Source organism: Pseudomonas putida W15Oct28 (genome assembly GCF_000708715.2).
GTDB classification, from domain to species: Bacteria; Pseudomonadota; Gammaproteobacteria; order Pseudomonadales; family Pseudomonadaceae; genus Aquipseudomonas; species Aquipseudomonas putida_R.
Window position 1 is genome coordinate 49460 of the sequence record NZ_JENB01000031.1, and the last position, 16487, is coordinate 65946.

Annotated in this window: 16 protein-coding genes; 6 read left to right on the forward strand and 10 right to left on the reverse strand. The window is 64.6% G+C overall.

Going from position 1 to position 16487, the window contains the following annotated elements:
• Positions 1-123: 123 nt before the first annotated feature.
• Positions 124-1266: an amidase gene (locus AK81_RS20135; protein WP_043201778.1), complete on the forward strand. Its 1143-nt coding sequence runs from the start codon at positions 124-126 to the stop codon at positions 1264-1266.
• Entirely contained in the window at positions 1250-1762 is a 513-nt protein-coding gene (locus tag AK81_RS20140; protein ID WP_043201780.1) for a nuclear transport factor 2 family protein, read from the forward strand. The genes AK81_RS20135 and AK81_RS20140 overlap by 17 nt, the downstream gene beginning before the upstream one ends.
• Positions 1763-1799: 37 nt before the next feature.
• Here AK81_RS20140 and AK81_RS20145 read toward each other — a convergent pair whose 3' ends face one another.
• From AK81_RS20145 to AK81_RS20180, 8 genes are all read right to left on the reverse strand, one after another.
• Positions 1800-3119, reverse strand: coding sequence for a hypothetical protein (locus AK81_RS20145; protein WP_043201782.1), 1320 nt, complete (start codon positions 3117-3119; stop codon positions 1800-1802).
• 179 nt (positions 3120-3298) lie between these two features.
• Positions 3299-3697, reverse strand: coding sequence for a c-type cytochrome (locus tag AK81_RS20150; RefSeq protein ID WP_050491924.1), 399 nt, complete (start codon positions 3695-3697; stop codon positions 3299-3301).
• 232 nt (positions 3698-3929) lie between these two features.
• Entirely contained in the window at positions 3930-4844 is a 915-nt protein-coding gene (feaR, locus tag AK81_RS20155) for a transcriptional regulator FeaR (RefSeq protein WP_043201783.1), read from the reverse strand.
• Between the two features lie 329 nt (positions 4845-5173).
• Positions 5174-5692 (reverse strand): cytochrome c, encoded by a 519-nt coding sequence (locus AK81_RS20160; RefSeq protein WP_043201785.1) that lies wholly within the window; start codon positions 5690-5692, stop codon positions 5174-5176.
• A 4-nt stretch (positions 5693-5696) separates the two neighbouring features.
• Positions 5697-6218 (reverse strand): methylamine dehydrogenase light chain, encoded by a 522-nt coding sequence (locus AK81_RS20165; RefSeq protein ID WP_012271870.1) that lies wholly within the window; start codon positions 6216-6218, stop codon positions 5697-5699.
• 14 nt (positions 6219-6232) lie between these two features.
• Positions 6233-6880, reverse strand: coding sequence for a methylamine dehydrogenase accessory protein MauD (mauD, locus tag AK81_RS20170; protein ID WP_043201789.1), 648 nt, complete (start codon positions 6878-6880; stop codon positions 6233-6235).
• A 4-nt stretch (positions 6881-6884) separates the two neighbouring features.
• Positions 6885-7421 (reverse strand): MauE/DoxX family redox-associated membrane protein, encoded by a 537-nt coding sequence (locus AK81_RS20175; protein WP_043201790.1) that lies wholly within the window; start codon positions 7419-7421, stop codon positions 6885-6887.
• Positions 7422-7436: 15 nt separating this feature from the next.
• Positions 7437-8588 (reverse strand): amine dehydrogenase large subunit, encoded by a 1152-nt coding sequence (locus tag AK81_RS20180; protein ID WP_043201792.1) that lies wholly within the window; start codon positions 8586-8588, stop codon positions 7437-7439.
• Between the two features lie 202 nt (positions 8589-8790).
• On the opposite strand from AK81_RS20180, the gene AK81_RS20185 reads away from it, so the two are divergent.
• From AK81_RS20185 to AK81_RS20195, 3 genes are all read left to right on the forward strand, one after another.
• Positions 8791-10278 carry an aldehyde dehydrogenase family protein gene (locus AK81_RS20185; RefSeq protein ID WP_043201794.1) on the forward strand — a complete coding sequence of 496 codons (1488 nt, stop codon included), beginning with the start codon at positions 8791-8793 and terminating at the stop codon, positions 10276-10278.
• Positions 10279-10495: 217 nt separating this feature from the next.
• Positions 10496-10990: a GNAT family N-acetyltransferase gene (locus AK81_RS20190; RefSeq protein ID WP_043201797.1), complete on the forward strand. Its 495-nt coding sequence runs from the start codon at positions 10496-10498 to the stop codon at positions 10988-10990.
• A 163-nt stretch (positions 10991-11153) separates the two neighbouring features.
• Positions 11154-13250 (forward strand): putative bifunctional diguanylate cyclase/phosphodiesterase, encoded by a 2097-nt coding sequence (locus AK81_RS20195; RefSeq protein ID WP_043201799.1) that lies wholly within the window; start codon positions 11154-11156, stop codon positions 13248-13250.
• A 169-nt stretch (positions 13251-13419) separates the two neighbouring features.
• Here the strand turns inward: AK81_RS20195 and AK81_RS20200 are convergent, their stop codons facing one another.
• Positions 13420-14244 carry an aldo/keto reductase gene (locus AK81_RS20200; protein ID WP_043201803.1) on the reverse strand — a complete coding sequence of 275 codons (825 nt, stop codon included), beginning with the start codon at positions 14242-14244 and terminating at the stop codon, positions 13420-13422.
• 247 nt (positions 14245-14491) lie between these two features.
• Here AK81_RS20200 and AK81_RS20205 point away from each other — a divergent pair, with 247 nt between their 5' ends.
• Positions 14492-15370: a DMT family transporter gene (locus tag AK81_RS20205; protein WP_043201805.1), complete on the forward strand. Its 879-nt coding sequence runs from the start codon at positions 14492-14494 to the stop codon at positions 15368-15370.
• Positions 15371-15378: 8 nt separating this feature from the next.
• Here AK81_RS20205 and AK81_RS20210 read toward each other — a convergent pair whose 3' ends face one another.
• Positions 15379-16281, reverse strand: a complete 903-nt coding sequence (locus AK81_RS20210) for a LysR family transcriptional regulator (protein WP_043201807.1) — start codon at positions 16279-16281, stop codon at positions 15379-15381.
• Between the last annotated feature and the right edge of the window lie 206 nt (positions 16282-16487).

Genomic DNA, 16487 nt, shown 5'->3' on the forward strand with positions numbered 1-16487 from the left:
AGTCGCGACATCATAGACGTTTCCGCGTGTTTGGCTATTACCAAGGTGCGTCTGAATACTGGAATGTTCAGTTGACATTTCATGTATTTGCCACGCATCCATTTTCCAAAGGGTGGCATGACAATGACAATAATCGTAGAAACCCTCGACCTGGGCGGCAGCGGCCCACGGGTCGCGATCAAGGACACCATCGATGTCGCCGGTACCGCGACCCGCGCCTCCAGCCAGGCGCTGGAGGATGCGCCGTTGGCTGAGCGGCATGCCGAGGTGGTCAGCCACCTGCTGGCGGCCGGTGCGCGCCTGACGGCCAAGGTCAGCCTGCACGAGCTGGCCTTTGGCACCACCGGCATCAACCGCCATACCGGCACGGCGGCCAACCCGCGTTTCCCAGGGCGTATTCCCGGTGGCTCGTCCAGCGGTTCGGCGGCTGCAGTGGCCGCTGGCCTGGTCGACTTCAGCCTGGGCACCGACACCGGTGGCTCGGTGCGCGTGCCGGCCTGTTGCTGCGGGGTGTTCGGCCTCAAGCCCACGTTTGGCCGGGTCAGCCGCCGGGGCGTGATGCCGGTCTACAGCAGCCTTGACTGCGTCGGCCCGTTCGCCGCGAGCCTGCCGATGCTGGTGCGCGCCATGGGCATGATCGACCCCACCTTTGTGCCTGCCCAGGTGCCCGCCCAGGCGCGTATCGGCGTACTGCGGGTAACCGCCGAGGCGGGCATCCACAAGGTGGTGCAGGGTGCACTCAGCGCCAGCGGCTTGCCGTTGGGCAATGTCGAGCTCAAGTACTTTGGCGCGGCCTATGAGGCCGGCATGGTGGTGATCAACCGCGAAACGTTCCAGGCCTGTGGCCACTTGCTGGAAACGGGCAAGGTGGGCAGCGACATCGCCGGGCGCCTGGCGGCGGCGGGGCAGACCCGGGATGCGGCATTGGCCGAGGCCGAGGCGGTACGCCTGGGCTTTACCGAGGAGGTCGACCAGGCCTTGGCGCGCTACGACGTGCTGGCGCTGCCGACCATGCCGGACTTTCCGCTGCGCCTGGAAGAGGCCGCCGACACCCGCGCAGTATTGGGCATGACCTCGCTGGTGCGGCCGTTCAACCTGTCCGGGCACCCGGCATTGAGCATTCCACTGGGCAGCGAGGCCGGCCTGCCGGTGGGCCTGCAACTGGTGGCGGCCAAAGGTGCGGACGAGAAGCTGCTGGCAGTGGCCGAACGCTTGCTGATCAACCTGTATGGCGGCAATGGGGGCAGCGATGGCCGACATGCTTGAGTTGCAAGCCCGCCTGCAGGTGTTCGAGCGCCAGCAGGCCATTCGCGTGTGCATCAATCGCTACATGGAACTGTGTGACCGGCTGGATGCCGACACGCCGCTGGATGAGCTGGCCGGCTTGTTCACCCGTGATGCCGTGTGGGAAGGCAAGGGCGCCAGGTATGCCGCAAGCTTCGGTGGGTACCGTGGCCGCGAGGCGATCCGGGCGATGTTTGCCACCTACATGAAAACCCCGCCGCACTTTGCCTTGAACGTGCACTTCCTGACCAGTGAGGTGATCGAAATGGACGACGGGCAAGGGGTGGGGCGCTGGGTGATGCTGCAGACCAGCACCTTTGCCGACGGTGCATCGCACCTGAATGCAGCGCGGCTCACGGTGCGCTTTGTGCTGGAAGAAGGGCAGTGGCGCATGGCGCATTTCCAGACCGAGAACCAGTTCAGCCGACCGGTTACTGCCTGGAACACAGAGGCGCCTTTACCGGTACCCACCCATTAAGCCTTGACGCGGTCCCTGTAGGAGCGGCGCCAGTTGTTCAGAAGGTACTGACAAACACAATCTGGCTATACAGGTTGTTGTTGTCATTGCCCAACTGTGTACCGCCTTGCCCGGCACTGCGCTCAGGCCTGTACAGCCCCACCAGCGGCACAACCATCAGGTGTTCGTTGAAGGTCCATTCTGCATACAGGTCCACCTCGTGGCCATCTACATTGCCAAGGCTGCGATCGAGGGTGTCGAACTTGAAACCCATCAGCCCCACGTTCAGCGACGAAGTCGGGCTTACCGTCAGCCCCACCTTCTGGATCCGCGCATTGCTGTTGAACGGCCCGGCATAGTTGCCCGCCACTTCGCCCTGGAACCAGGTACCCAACCCACGGCCCAGGCCATAGAACAATGTGTCGTAGTGCTCTGAGAACCGGCTGTAGCGGTAGCTGACGTTTGGTGCCCAGGGCAGGTCGGCGAAGGTCCAGCCCGCTTCCAGGTACCAGGCGTCTTCAGTGGCCGTGTGCGGCTTGTCCTGCTTGGCGTATTCGCCGGACAGGAACAGGTTCTCCACCCCGGCGTTGCCTTGGCCACGAATGCTGTAGGTCTTCATGCCGTCGCGCTCCTGCTGCAGCGGCGAGGCGTACTGCGCGTCGACATGGGTAGTGCCGATGTAGGTCAGCCCGACCGTGCCTGCGTCCGCCACATGCTCCAGCGTAGCCACGTGCATTTCGGTGTTGGCCTGCGCGCGGTTGTCCGATTGCAGCCACATCAGGTCGCCACGCCAGCCTTTGCTGCCGCCCAGGCGCAGCACGGCGGTCTTGTCGAAGCTTTTGCGCGCGGCCAGGTAGTAGGCGCCGCCACGGTTGAACTCGCCATCGGCCAGACCATGGCCAACGTTCAATGAATCGCCCTGGATCAGGAAGCCATCGCCCACTGCAATCATCTGTTTGCCAAACGACAGGTCGATGCCGTCCTCGCCAAGCATCGGCACCAGGTTGCCGGATTTCCAGCCCAGGTAGGCGTCCTCGATCTTGGTGGTGCGCTCGCTGCCATCGCTGAAGCCGGCGGCGTCACCGTCGCCCCAGGTGCCCGAGCTGAGCAGGGCGAAGGCCCCGTACAGCGAACCGGCACTGCCCAGGCGTTGGTCGCCACTCAGCCCGTATTTGATGTAGCCCTCACGCCATGAGGTGGCGCCGGGTTGGTCGCGGGCGATGGCATAGCGCTCTTCGCTGTGGAATACACCGAACACGGCTTCCACGTTGGCGTTAAGGTGGCGCTCGGCATCGCTGTACAGTTCCTGCGCGCAGGTACCCAGCGAAGCCCCGGCCAACAGCGCGGCCAAGGTGAGGCGGAATGGGCGGTGGTGCATGGTCTGGCTTCCTTTGTTATGGCGTTGGCAGAAGTCCTGAAGACATGCCATCGATCATGCAGGAAGCCCCGGCGCAGGCTTTTGCCCTGGCTGCCAGTTGCCTTTGGCGTTGTGCCAGGGCGATGAAAAGCACAAAGCCCCGTGACGGGGCCTTGGTGGAAGGGCGTTGGTGGAATGCGTTATTTGAGACCGGCGAGGAAGCAGGTTACCGCATGGCGTTCGCCGGCGTCTGGCAGCCCGGCGTAAGGCATGTAGGTGCCGGGGACCGCAGCTTGCGGTTGTTCGATGAAGGCACCGATGGCTTGCGCCGTCCAGCTGGCCTGGCGGCTTTTCATGGCCTGCGAGTAGTTGGCGCCCGGCACGCTGCCGGGGGCACGGCCGACCACGTCGTGCAGGTTGGGGCCCATCATTGTCGGGCCGTCCTTTTGTGCCGAATGGCAGGCTGCGCAGTCACGGGCGAATACCTGTTCGCCGTGCTGGCGCTGGGGGACGGCGCAGTCTTCGGCCAGGGCGAGGGGGCTGGCCAGAGTGGCGAGCAGAAACGGGATTGCGAATTTGCGGGGGGCGAGGGTGGGCATCACGCACGGATCCTGGGTGGGTTCTTGTTGGTATTTGGCTGGATTGTGCGCCAGGGCCTTACTGCAAGTTTTGCTCTGGCTGCCAGGCTGTTTGTTGGGCTTGCCAAATGGGTTGTCTGTACCGGCCTCTTCGCGGGTAAACCCGCTCCCACAGGGAGATCACATTGCTCAAGTCCAGTGCAATACCTGTGGGAGCGGGCGTGCCCGCGAAAGGGCCGGTACAGGCAAACGATCAGTTGGCATGCTGGCGCCGATACTCCCCAGGCGTCACCCCAAACCGCGCCTTGAACGCAGTACTGAAATAGCTCGAGTCCGAGAACCCCCAGGCATACCCCAGCGACGACACTTTCTGGTCCATCGCCGGGTTGCGCAGGTGCTCGGCGCAGAAGTCGAGGCGGCGGTTGCGGATGTACTGGGCGATCACCAAACCATGCTTGGCAAAAATGCGGTACAGGCTACGCATCGAAATCCCCACTTCACGGGCAATCACTTCGGGCGTGAGCTGTTCGCAGGTGATGCGCTGGTCGATCAGCGCCAGCGCCTTGCGGAACATGCGCTCGTGGCTGCCGGGCACCGTGTCGTGGCTGATGGCCGGGCGCAGCAAGGCGATCAGCGCATCAAGTACGGCCTGGCTTTCGTGGTCGGTCATGTGCCGGGTACGCCCCGTCTCCAGCATCATCAGCCGCGCCATGCTGGCCAGCGGCGTTTGCGCCTCGATACGTTTTGCGCAGGCCACGACGGTGCCGCGTGTGCCGCTTTCCACCTGGGCGCGCGGCAGGATCAGCGACAGTTGCCGAGAGCGTTGGTGAAAGTGCATGTCCAGCGGGCTGCTGGCGTCGATCAGGGTCAGGTCGCCGGCCTGCAGTTCGATGCGCGCCCCCTGATGCTCGATGTGCGAGGTGCCGGCCAGTTGCAGCACGGCATAGTAGTTGTCGGCGCCACTGGCACGGATTTCCCGGGGGCCGCGGAACAGGTTCACCTGGGTCATGTCGACGATGCTCATGGAGATCTGGCCTGCCTGGCACTTTTCGAGCTGGCCGACGAACCCCGGGTCGAGCTTGCGGCCGTTGAAGTGGCCACAGGCTTCATTGACCTGGCTGAGCCAGGCCTGGAAACGGTCGTCGTGAACGCGGGTTGCAGGGATCATTGGGGGCCTCGCACGGGTAACGCTGAAACGGGTCGCTTGGGCGACTCTTGGCGTGTTGTTTAAAGTTTAAAATTCACTTGAATATTCAAGCAAAAAGCGGGCCCTGTGGATTGTTTGAAACATACAGACACATCCTAAGCTGATGATATGTATGTGTTTAATTTTATTTTCCTTCAATTTACGAGGAAGGCTGTGAGGTTTTTGTGCGCTCAGGTGGCGCAAAAATGTGCAGATACTACCCATCGGGTGTTTCGTGGGCGTGCGCAGTTTACGGGCGAAAAAAAGCCCGCTGAGCGGGCGGGCTGAAGGCACAACGCTTGCGTGTTTCATCAATGGCCGAGGCCGTCGCCGATGGCAATGCCCCTGGCCCGCATATCTTCAATCAAGCCTGCGCGCACATTGGGCAGGTTCAGCATGCTCTGCTGGCGTACCCGGTGCACTTCCGCGCCGGTATAGGCCGGCCACTGCTCTGGCGAGCTGTTACCGGCCATGCCATCGCGCGTCAGCAACCAGTTGAGCAGGTCGGCGATCTGCTGGTCATTCAGTGCGGACTGCGAAATGCCCGGCACCCGTACCAGGAACTCACGGCCACCTGGCACCCGCAGGAAATTACCGACAAAACCCTGCATGCGCGGTGTGTCGTTGGCCGCCGAGCCTTCACCATGGTCACGGTGGCAGCCGGCACACTGCAGCTGGTAGTTCACCGGTACCGAGTAGCCCGCCTGGGCAATCGGCACCGGCGCTACTTCGTTGCCGGGGGCGGGCCGCTGGTTGGGGTTGGGCAGGGTTCTGGCCTGGGCCACGGGGGCCAGCAGGCACAGAAGCAGCAGTAACGTCATGCCGCGCATGGCGCTACACCGCCACGCCACGGATGATGGTGACGGTGCAGTTGTAGATCTTCGACGCCGCACCCAGGCACCAGTTGATGTCGTTGTTGTTGAACGGCCGGTACAGCGGCTGTTCATCGTCATTGCGTGAGCAGGCGCACTGGCCGCAGGCGTGCTTACCGCAGCAGTCGTTGTACGAAATGATGTAGTTCTTGCCATCGGCCGGGTTTCGGCAGGTGCCGATCCAGGTCACCAGCGAGGCTTCGGTGCCGGGCGGGCAGGAGGTGATCGACCCACCGCAGCACGAGCACAGGAAGCCGTCGATCGAGCAGTTGCGCCAGTAGTCGCAGCTGGTCGGGTCACCCGGGTCACCCATCTTCGGTTGTTCGGCGGCCAGGGCCTTGGCGGTACGGTCGATGGGCAGCAGCACCGGCAGGGCGGCGCCGGCGACGATCAGCGACCCCAGGCGTGCCAGCACCTTGCGCCGCGAGGTGGTGTCGGCGACATGGCGGCTGGAGCGTTCAAACAGTTTGTCGAGAAAACTCATGGTCGGCTCCGCGGTCAGTGCTGCGCGCTGTGCTGATGGGGGTGGGCGTGAGGGTGGTCATGGTCATGGCTGTGCGGCTGGTCGCCGTGCAGGTAATGCTGCAGGCTGGCGCTGCCCAGGTGCAAGGTTTCGAACAGGCTGTCCAGGTGCTCGCGTGAGTTGACCAGGCCTTTGGCGCGCAGGGTGCCAGCCGCGTCGATCAGCACGGCATAGGGCAGTTTGCCGATCTGATAGGTCATGCCGACTTCCGGGCCGACCACGTAGCTGGCCTGCTGCAGGCCGTTGGCCTCGATCAGCGCCTGTTGCTCGGCGAAGTCGCCATCGCTGACATAGATCACGTCCAGCGAACCGCTGTTGTCCTTGGCGATGGATTTCACCGCCGGCAGGAGCGACTTGCACACCGGGCAGCCCGGGGCGAGGAAGAACAGCAGCTGCGAACGCTCGCCGCGGTAGCCGATGTTGACCGGGCGGCCATGGCGGTCGGCTGCAGTCACTTGCGGTGCGGGGTCGTTGACGGTCACGCCTTTGTCCACCATCAGCGCGCCGGCCGGGGCGATGCGGCCGTGCAGTACGCCAATCTGGCGCACCAGGGCCATGACGGTGAAGGCCACCGCTACCAGCAGCAGCCAGAGCAGGATGTTCGATGCGATAAGCAGTTGCATGGGGTTATCTCCCGGTCAATTTGGCAAGGCGCGGCTGGTTGGCCAGCAGGCCATCCACCGTCACATGAAGCAGCAGGGCCACGGCCGCAGCCGCGATCACCACGAAGATGTCCAGCACGCCAAGGGCGCGTTCGGCCATGGGCAACGCCGCAAGGCCGGCAAGCAGGGCGATCACCAGGTTGCGCAGCAGCAACACCGGGCGCAGCGGCTGGGCGGCACCGGGGCCGGAGCAACCACAGTCGATGTCGCGCCGGCCGCGCCACAGGTTCAGGCCGATGGCGCTGGCGTACAGCACCATCAACAGCGCTACCCCCAGTGCTGCACTGGCACGCCAGGCGGGTAGCAGCAGGGCCAGCGCCAGGGCCAGTTCGGCCAGGGCCAGGCTGGCGGTGGCGACAGGCGCCAGGGTGGCCGGCAGCACCTGATAGGCGCGCACGATGCCGTTGAAGGCGCGCCGGTCACGCAGCTTGTGGCTGGCGGCGCTGGCCAGCAGGGCGGCCAGTGCCGTGCTGCTGGCAATCACGAGAACAGGGTCGAGCATGTTCCGGTCTCCTGCTTACCAAGGGGCCAGGGTGAGCACGGGGGTGTCGGCGATCTGGTCCATGGCGCCGCTGTGCTTGCCGCTGGTGAGGTCGAAGAACTGCACACCGCCTTCCAGGTCGGTGGCCACCAGGATCGGTGCCTTGTCGTGGCTGGCCTGCAGGCTCCACACCGGTTTCGGCGAGTCCAGAGTGCCGAGCTTCTTGCCGGTCTTGAGGTCGAAGGCCCAGATGGTGGTGCTCGGGTCTTCCCATTTGCCGTCGGTGTGCTGGTCGTGCATCAGCGCATACAGGCGGTTCAGGCCCGGTGCCAGGGCCAGTGCCTGCCAGCCGCCCGGTGCCCAGCCTTGCTTGCGCTCTTCGTCGCTGACCAGCGACCAGGTTGGCAACGGCTTGGCCTTGCCGCCCTCGAAGGCCACCGGGTACACCTCGCCCTGGGTGGTGGTGAAGTAGTAGGTGTCGCCGTTGGCGATGGCGCGTTCGTTGAGGCGCACCTTGTTCGGGTCGAAGAACGGCGTCTGCGTGCGCGACACTTCCTTGCCGGCGTCATCCAGGGTCACCAGCAGCAACTGGCCGTCGCCGCACAGCGAGGCGAAGCTGCGCTTGCCCACCGGGTAGTTGAGCACGCAGCCACTGATGGCCACTTCGCTGGCGACCTTGCGCGCCTGGGTGTCGACCACGGTGACCGAAGTCGATGGCGTAAGGTTGAAGACGTAGGCCAGCTTGTTGTCGGCGCTGACGCCCATGGCGTACTTTTCGGTCAGCGTCGACGCGCGCTTGGCTGGCAGCACCACCTCCCAGGTGGGTTGCAGGGTCTGGGTGTCCCAGGCCACCAGCACGTCGGTGCGTTCGCCGTAGGTGCCGCGCGAATAGAACAGGTTGGCCGAATACAGCGTGTGGTTGTCCGGGCTCAGCGCGGTGGGGGCGACAAAGGCGTTGGTGGTCATGCCGAGCATGCGCCTGGCCTTGGGGTCGACCACCACCACCTTGCCGGCGATGGGGTTCTTGAAGTCCACATCAAGGATGTAGACGCGGTGAGGGTCCGGCGGGAACGGCAAGGTGTTGTGGCCGATCTCTTCGGCGGGCAGGTCGGCCCGCACCGCGCTGCTGCCTGCCGCCACGGCCAAGGCCAGGGCTGCCGAGATGCTGAGCCTGTCGACGCGACGCATTGGCTATCTCCGATGTTGTTATGGTTTGTGCAGAAATCCCAGTCATCGCAGTGTGCCGCGTGGCCCGCAGTGCTGATTTGGCCTGCGTGACATTCTCTTGAGGCTGCCTGACAAAACGCTGCACAGGGCTGGCAGGCGGCCAGGCATGCGCTTGAAGATCGGCCCGTCGCCACGTTGGCGCCGCCATCCAGGAGTGCATGTCATGAGCGATATCCCGCTGTTACCCGCCGTGGTCGAGTTCCTCGCCAGGCCCCATGGCCATTTCATCGAGGGCCGCTACCAGGCGGGCGAGGCCGGGCCTTCGGTGGACATTCGCGACCCGTCCAGCGGCGCGGTCATCAGCCGGGTCGCCGAGGCGACGGCAGCCGAGGTGGCGCAAGCCGTGCGCAGTGCCCGGCAAGCCTTCAAGGGCAGCTGGGCCGAAGTGTCGCCGTACCAGAAAGGTGTGGTGCTGAACCGCCTGGCCGACCTGATCGAGGCCAACGCCGAAGAGCTGGCCCAGCTGGAAACGCTGTGCTCGGGCAAGTCGATCAACCTGTCGCGCGGGCTGGAGATTGCCCAGAGCGTGGTGTTCCTGCGCTACTTTGCCGGCTGGGCGAGCAAGATCACCGGCCAGACCATGACCCCGTCGCTGCCCTCGTTTGGCGGTGAACGCTACACCGCCTTCACCCTGCGCGAGCCGGTGGGGGTGGTGGCCGGGATCGTGCCGTGGAACTTCTCGGTGATGATCGGTATCTGGAAGATCGCTTCGGCGCTGGTCACCGGCTGCACCATCGTGGTCAAGCCCAGCGAGTTCACGCCCTTGACCTTGCTGCGTATCGCCGAGCTGGCGGTAGAGGCCGGGGTGCCGGCCGGCGCGTTCAACGTGGTCAACGGGCGCGGCCAGGCGGGGCAACTGCTGATCGAGCACCCCGAGGTGGCCAAGGTGGCGTTCACCGGCTCGGTGCCGACGGGTATCGCCGTGGGCAAGGCCGCCATGGCCGCCAACCTGACCCGCGCCACGCTGGAGCTGGGTGGCAAGAACGCGGCGGCGCTACTGGCCGACGTGGATGTCGACGGTGCAGTGGCCGGCATCGTGCAAACCGCCTTTGTCCACCAGGGGCAGGTGTGCGCCTCGCCGGAGCGCCTGTATGTGCACCGCAGCCGGGTGGACGAGTTCACCGGTAAACTGGCGGCCGCGCTGGGGCAATTGAAGATTGGCTCGGCGCTGGACCCGGACGCCCAGTTCGGGCCCTTGGCCAATGCGACGCACCTGCAGAAGATTCTCGGCTTCTTCGACCGCGCCCGGGCCAGCAACACCGTAGTGTGTGGGGCCAGGGCCGTCGAACGGCCGGGTTACTTCGTCGAACCCACGGTGGTATTGGCTAATGACGCCAGCGACCCGCTGCTGCACGAGGAAACCTTCGGCCCCATCGTCTGCGTGCTGCCCTTCGATGACGAAGCGCAACTGCTGGAAATGATCAACGACAGCCCCTATGGCCTGACCGCCAGCCTGTGGACCAACGACCTGTCCAAGGCCCTGCGCCTGATCCCGCAGATCGAGGCGGGCACGGTGTGGGTCAACATGCACACCTTCCTCGACCCGGCGGTGCCGTTTGGCGGGACCAAGGCATCGGGGGTGGGGCGCGAGTTCGGCAGTGCGTTCATCGAGGATTACACCGAGCTGAAGTCGGTGATGATCAGGTACTGAATAGCTTGCCAGTGCCCGTGTAGGAGCGGCCTTGTGTCGCGATGGGCTGCAAAGCAGCCCCGGCGATCTCCAGTGGGTGCTGAAATCCGGGGCCGCTTTGCGGCCCATCGCGACACAAGGCCGCTCCTACAGAAGCCGCGCCAGTGTTCAGGTTTTGAGCAAGCCAGTGGCACCGCCATCGCATAGAATTCAGGTTTTAGCCGAGTCCCGCCCCATCATGCTGCCCATCGCGCTGCTGCCAACCACCGCTGACCAGGCCCCGCTGATCCGCAACCTCTACCAGTTCTATTCCTACGAGTCCTCGGACTGGGAGCAGGAGGACGTCGAAGTGGACGGCCGCTTCTATATCCACGACGAGCACCTGCAACGCTACTGGCAGGACGACGGCTGGGGCGCCTACCTGGTGCTGGCGGACGGCTTCATCGCCGGTTTCGTGCTGGTGGAACGCAGCGAACTGCCGGGCATCGACGCGCTGGAACTGGCGGACCTGTTCATCCTGAAAAAGTACCGCCGCCAGGGCATCGGCCAGGCGGTGGCGTTGCAGCTGCTGGGCGGCGAGGGCGACTGGTTGCTGCGTTGCTACGCACAAGACCCGCCCGCCGTGGCGTTCTGCAACGCCGTACTGGCGAACCTGTCGCGCCCGGCGCAGGCCATTGCCCTGTCGGATGAACCGGACCTGCTCAGTTTCCTGGTGAGCGGCGCCCGCCATTGAGGGGTTGCCAGCCTTCGTTCGTCCTTGAAGAGGGATAGCGACTTTTTTGTGAGCCACTTCACAAAATCGTCATGAGCGGCATAATGCCATCAACGCTTTCCAAGACCCGGCCAGTGCATGCCGTGGTCCCTTTTCATGCGCTTCGAAGGTTCAGGTAAAGTTCATGTCGTTAGTCGCAAGCCCCGACATCATGTACCGGCTGTTGATTCAGAGTGTGGTGGACTATGCCATCTACATGCTCACCCCCGAAGGTGTCGTCGCCAACTGGAACCCCGGCGCCCAGCGTGCCAAGGGTTACCACGCCGAGGAAATCGTCGGCCAGCATTACTCGTTGTTCTACACCGATGCCGAGCGCGCCGCCGGGTTGCCCGCGCACAACCTGGAGCAGGCGCGCAGCACCGGGCGCTTTGAAGAGATCGGTTCACGCCTGCGCAAGGATGGCTCGGCCTTCCACGCCCATGTGGTGATCGATGCGGTGTACGACGATGCCGGGCAGCTGGTGGGTTTCGCCAAGGTTACCCGCGACATTTCCGAACGCCGCCGCCAGGAGCTGGAGCTGCTGCAGGCCAAGGAACTGGCCGAGCAGTACAGCCAGGAAATGGCCAAGCTGTCGCAGTTCCTGGATTCGGTCATTGCCAACATCCCTGCCAGCGTCATCGTCCAAGACCTTGAAAGCCAGCGCATTCTGCTGGCCAACCAGCAGGCCGAGCGCCTGTTCGGCGGGCCAGAGCGCAGCATGATCGGCCAACTGCCTGGCCAGTGCCTGAGCCCGGCGGCTGCCGACTACCTTGAGCAGCAACTGGCCCGTGGTGCCCGCAGCACCAAGGGCCATACTGCCGAGACCCGGGTCGACACCGCTCGTGGCCCGCGTACCCTGCGCAGCCGCAGCTTGCTCAGCCAGAACCGCGAGGGCCAGGCTGATTACGTGCTGTTTGTTGCCGAGGATGCCACCGAGGAACTGGCCGCCCACGCGCAGATTCACCACATGGCGCACCATGACGCGCTCACCGGGCTGCCCAACCGCACGCTGTTCAACGAACGCCTGCGCCAGGCGCTGGTGCGTGGCAGCGAGAACGCCAAGCTGACCGCTGCCCTGTGCCTGGACCTGGACAACTTCAAGAACATCAACGACTCCCTGGGCCATGCCTTCGGCGACAAGCTGCTGCGCGAACTGGGCAAACGCCTGCGCCGTGAGCTGCGCGAACACGACACCCTGGCCCGGCTGGGCGGCGACGAGTTTGCCGTGGTACTGACCGGGCTGGACGGCCGCGATGCCGCGTGCAACACCGCGCAGCGCCTGATCAATGCCATTTGCCCGCCTTTCCAGATCGAAGGCCACCAGTTCACGGTGGGAGTGAGCATCGGCGTTGCCATCGCCCCCGATGACAACGACCAGGCCGAACAGCTGCTCGGCTATGCAGACATGGCGCTATACGAGGCCAAGCGCAACGGGCGCAACCGCTACGAGTGCTTCGAGGTGGAACTGGACGTTGCAGCCCGCCAGCGCCGCCTGGTGGAAACCGACCTGCGCACCGCGCTGCACCTGGGGCAGTTGCAACTGCACTACCAACCAGTGGTCGACCAGCAGACCCATGACATCACCGGCTACGAGGCGTTGTTGCGCTGGGAGCATCCGAGCCGCGGCATGGTCATGCCCATGGACTTCATCCCTATCGCCGAGGAAACCGGGTTGATTCATGAACTGGGCATTCGGGCCTTGAACCTGGCCTGTCAGGAAGCGGCCAGCTGGGACAGCGAGCAGACGGTGTCGGTCAACCTGTCGCCGGTGCAGTTCAAGAATGCCAACCTGGTGCAGGTTGTGGCCTTGGCCCTGGCCGACTCGGGCCTGCCGGCGCAGCGCCTGGAGCTGGAAATCACCGAGTCGGTGCTGCTGGGCAACAGCGAGGAGAACGTGCGCACCTTGCGCGCGCTGAAAGACCTGGGCGTGTCCATTTCGCTGGACGATTTCGGCACCGGGTATTCATCGCTCGGCTACCTGCGCTCGTTCCCGTTCGACCGGATCAAGATCGACAAGTCGTTCGTGCATGACATGTGCGACAGCCGCGAGGCAATGTCGATCATCCGCGCCATTACCGACCTGTCCAACAGCCTGATGATCAAGACCACGGCCGAGGGGGTGGAGTCGGAAGAGCAGATGCGCCGGCTGGCGGCGGAAGGGTGCTCGCATTTCCAGGGCTACCTGTACGGGCGGCCGGCACCGGCGAGCGAGCGGTTGAAACAGGTGATAACACCGGCCTGACGGCTTACGCGGCCTTACTCAAAATCTAAAGGCTTGTGCAATCCTTGTGGGAGCGGGCATGTCGAGGCGTCGAACCGCCGCGAACACCGGCGCAGCCGGTGCCAGCCACCGCGTTGATTTCTTCGCGGGCACGCCCGCTCCCACAAGGTCCGTGTCGCCCTGATGAATTTCAGCTATTCCAGTCTGGCGCAAACGCCGGGCTCACTACGCGCTGGTCTTTCGGCAGCCCGGCAATCGCCGCGCGGTCTTCGTCGTCCAGCTGCACGTTCAACGCTGCCAGGTTGGCCAGCTGGTTCTCGCGGCTACTGGCCTTGGGGATCGCCGCCACACCGTCCTGGTCCAGCAACCACTTCAGCGCCACCTGGCTAGGCAGCACGCCATGCTTGCGGGCAATCGCCTGGATCACCGGCTGCGCCGCCGCCTGGCCGCGGGCCAGCGGGGTATAGGCAGTGAGCAACAGGTCATGCTTGCGGGCGTAGTCGAGCAGCGGTTGCTGGCCGAGCAGCACGTGGTATTCCACCTGAATCGCCGACAACGGCGCGCCCAGGGTTTCCACCACCTGGCGCAGCAGCCCCAGCGGGAAGTTGGCCACGCCGATGTGGCGCGTCTTGCCCTCGTCGCGCAGTGCTACCAGGGTGTCGATGCTGCGTGCCAGGTCCCAATCCTTGCCGGGCCAGTGAATGTGGAACAGGTCGACCTGCTCGGTGCCCAAGGCGCGCAGGCTGTCTTCCAGCGACTGGCGCATGGCCTTGGGCTCCAGGCGGTCCCACCACACCTTGGTGGTGAGGTGGATCTGCTCGCGCGGCACGTCGCTGTCGCGCAGGGCCTGGCCAACGGCCGCTTCGTTCTCGTAGGCGGTGGCAGTGTCGATGTGCCGGTAACCCACGTCCAGCGCCTGATGCACGGCCTGGGTGCATTCGGTGCCGGTCATCGGCCAGGTGCCCAGGCCGATTGCTGGCAGGTCCAGACCGGTACGGGTGGTGAGCCTTTGCATGTAAATTCCTTGTAGGGTGTGCAGGGTTCGCACTCGATGGTCGGTGATCAGCGAGGCCCGGGCCATGCGTACAAGGCACAAAGTGGTCGATCAGCGAACAGTAATTGCAGCCGGCGTGGACAAGCGGCAAATGAACTTCCTTATGCTGCGGCATCTCTTCTAGAATTCGAGCTGTTGCACCCGCCAGGCCATGCCTGCGCGGCCTTCCCTGGGCGCTGCCTGCTGGCGCGCCGTCATCGAGAGAGCCATGAGTTCCAGTACACCGCTGTCCGGCGTCAACCAACCCCTGCGCGGCATCGCCTTGGTGGTGGGGGCGACGTTGCTGTTTGCCAGCCACGATGCCTTGTCCAAATTCCTCGGCGGCCTGTACCCGATCGTCATGGTGGTGTGGGCACGGTATGTGGTGCATACGCTACTGATGGCCGGCATCTTCCTGCCCAAGTCAGGCCTCAACGTGCTGCGCACGCGCCGCCCGGTGTTGCAGACGCTGCGGGCCTTGAGCCTGCTGAGCACCAGCCTGCTGTTTACCACCGGCCTGCAGTACTTGCCGTTGGCCGAGGCCACTGCGGTCAACTTTCTTGCCCCGGTGCTGGTCACCGCGTTGTCGGCACCCCTGTTGAAAGAGCGGGTGACGGTGGGGCAGTGGGTGGCGGTAGTACTGGGCTTTATCGGCGTGCTGGTGGTGGTGCACCCGGGTGGCGCTATGTTTACCCCGGCAATCCTCTACCCATTCGGCTCGGCGCTGGGCTTCTGCTTTTATCAGTTGCTGACGCGCATTCTCGCAGCCCATGACAGCCCGACCACCAGCAACTTCTATGCAGGGCTGTGCAACACCTTGGCGATGAGTGCGCTGGTGCCGTTCTTCTGGGAGACGCCGCGTTGGGACCATGCGCTGCTGATGCTGGCACTGGGCGGCTTTGGCATGACGGCACACCTGCTGCTGACCCAGGCCTTCCGCCATGCAGCCCCGGCGTTGCTGGCGCCGTTCAGCTATTGCCAGATCGTGTTTGCCGGGTTGCTGGGGGTGATCATCTACCGGCAGGTGCCGGATACCCTGAGCCTGGTGGGTATTTCGGTGATCTGCCTCAGTGGGCTGGGCGCTGCGTGGATGCAGCGCAAGAAGTGAGTGATTACCTACCGGGCCATGAACTGCAGGATGCGTTCGCGTAGCCAGCGCTCGGCCGGGTCGTTGTCCTGGGCGCCGCTCCAGACCATCGACAGCTCGGCCTCGGTGATGTCGAACGGCGCCGGGTCGGCGCGCAGGCTACCGTCGTCGGCCAGGGCGCAGGCGGCGTAGTCCGGCACGGTGGCAATCAGCTCGGTGTTGCGCAGCAGGGCGCGCAGGCTGCCGAACTGCGGCACCGCCAGCACTACCTTGCGGCAACGGCCGATGCGCGCCAGGTCCAGGTCGATGTTGCCGCTCATGTCACCAGAGAAAGACACCATCACATGTGGGCGCGCGCAGTATTCGTCGAGGGTCAGCGGGCCGGGGCGGTCGTCGGCGCGCAGCACGCGCACGCCGATGTCGCGCAGCTTGCGGCGTTTGGCCGTGGCCGGCAGGTCGGTGGTGTAGCTCACACCGACCGAGATTTCGCCGCTGGCCAGCAGGCCAGGCATCAGCAGGAAGTTGGCCCGCCGCACCACCACGCTGATATCCGGGGCCTCTTCGCGCAGGGCTTGCAGCAAGGCCGGGAACAGGCCGAACTCGGCATCGTCCGACAGCCCCAGGCGGAACACATTGCAGCTGCTGGCCGGGTCGAATTCGCGGGCGCGGCTGATGGCGGCGGAAATCACGTCCATCGCGGGCGCCAGTTCGGCGAAAATCTGCATGGCCCTTGGCGTGGGCTCCATGGCCCGGCCGCTGCGGATCAGCAGCGGGTCGTCGAACAGCTCGCGCAAGCGGGCGAGGGCGGCGCTGACGGTGGACTGGGTGATGAACAGCTTTTCACCGACCCGGGTCAGGTTGCGTTCGATCATCAGGGCTTCGAACAGCACCAGCAGGTTCATGTCGACGCGGCGCAGGTCGTTGCGGTTCATTGGGCTCAGGTTCCGGGAATAGAGGGCTTGGCGGTGTATTGAAGCATGTGGGTGGCCTGCCTGCCTTGTATGGATGTGCCGGCCTCTTCGCGGCGGTTCGACGCCTCGATGAACCCGCTCCCACAAGTACTGCACAGTCTTCAGGGCCTGTGGTGACCCTGTGGGAGCGGGTTCATCGAGGCGTCGAACCGCCGCGAAGAGGCCGG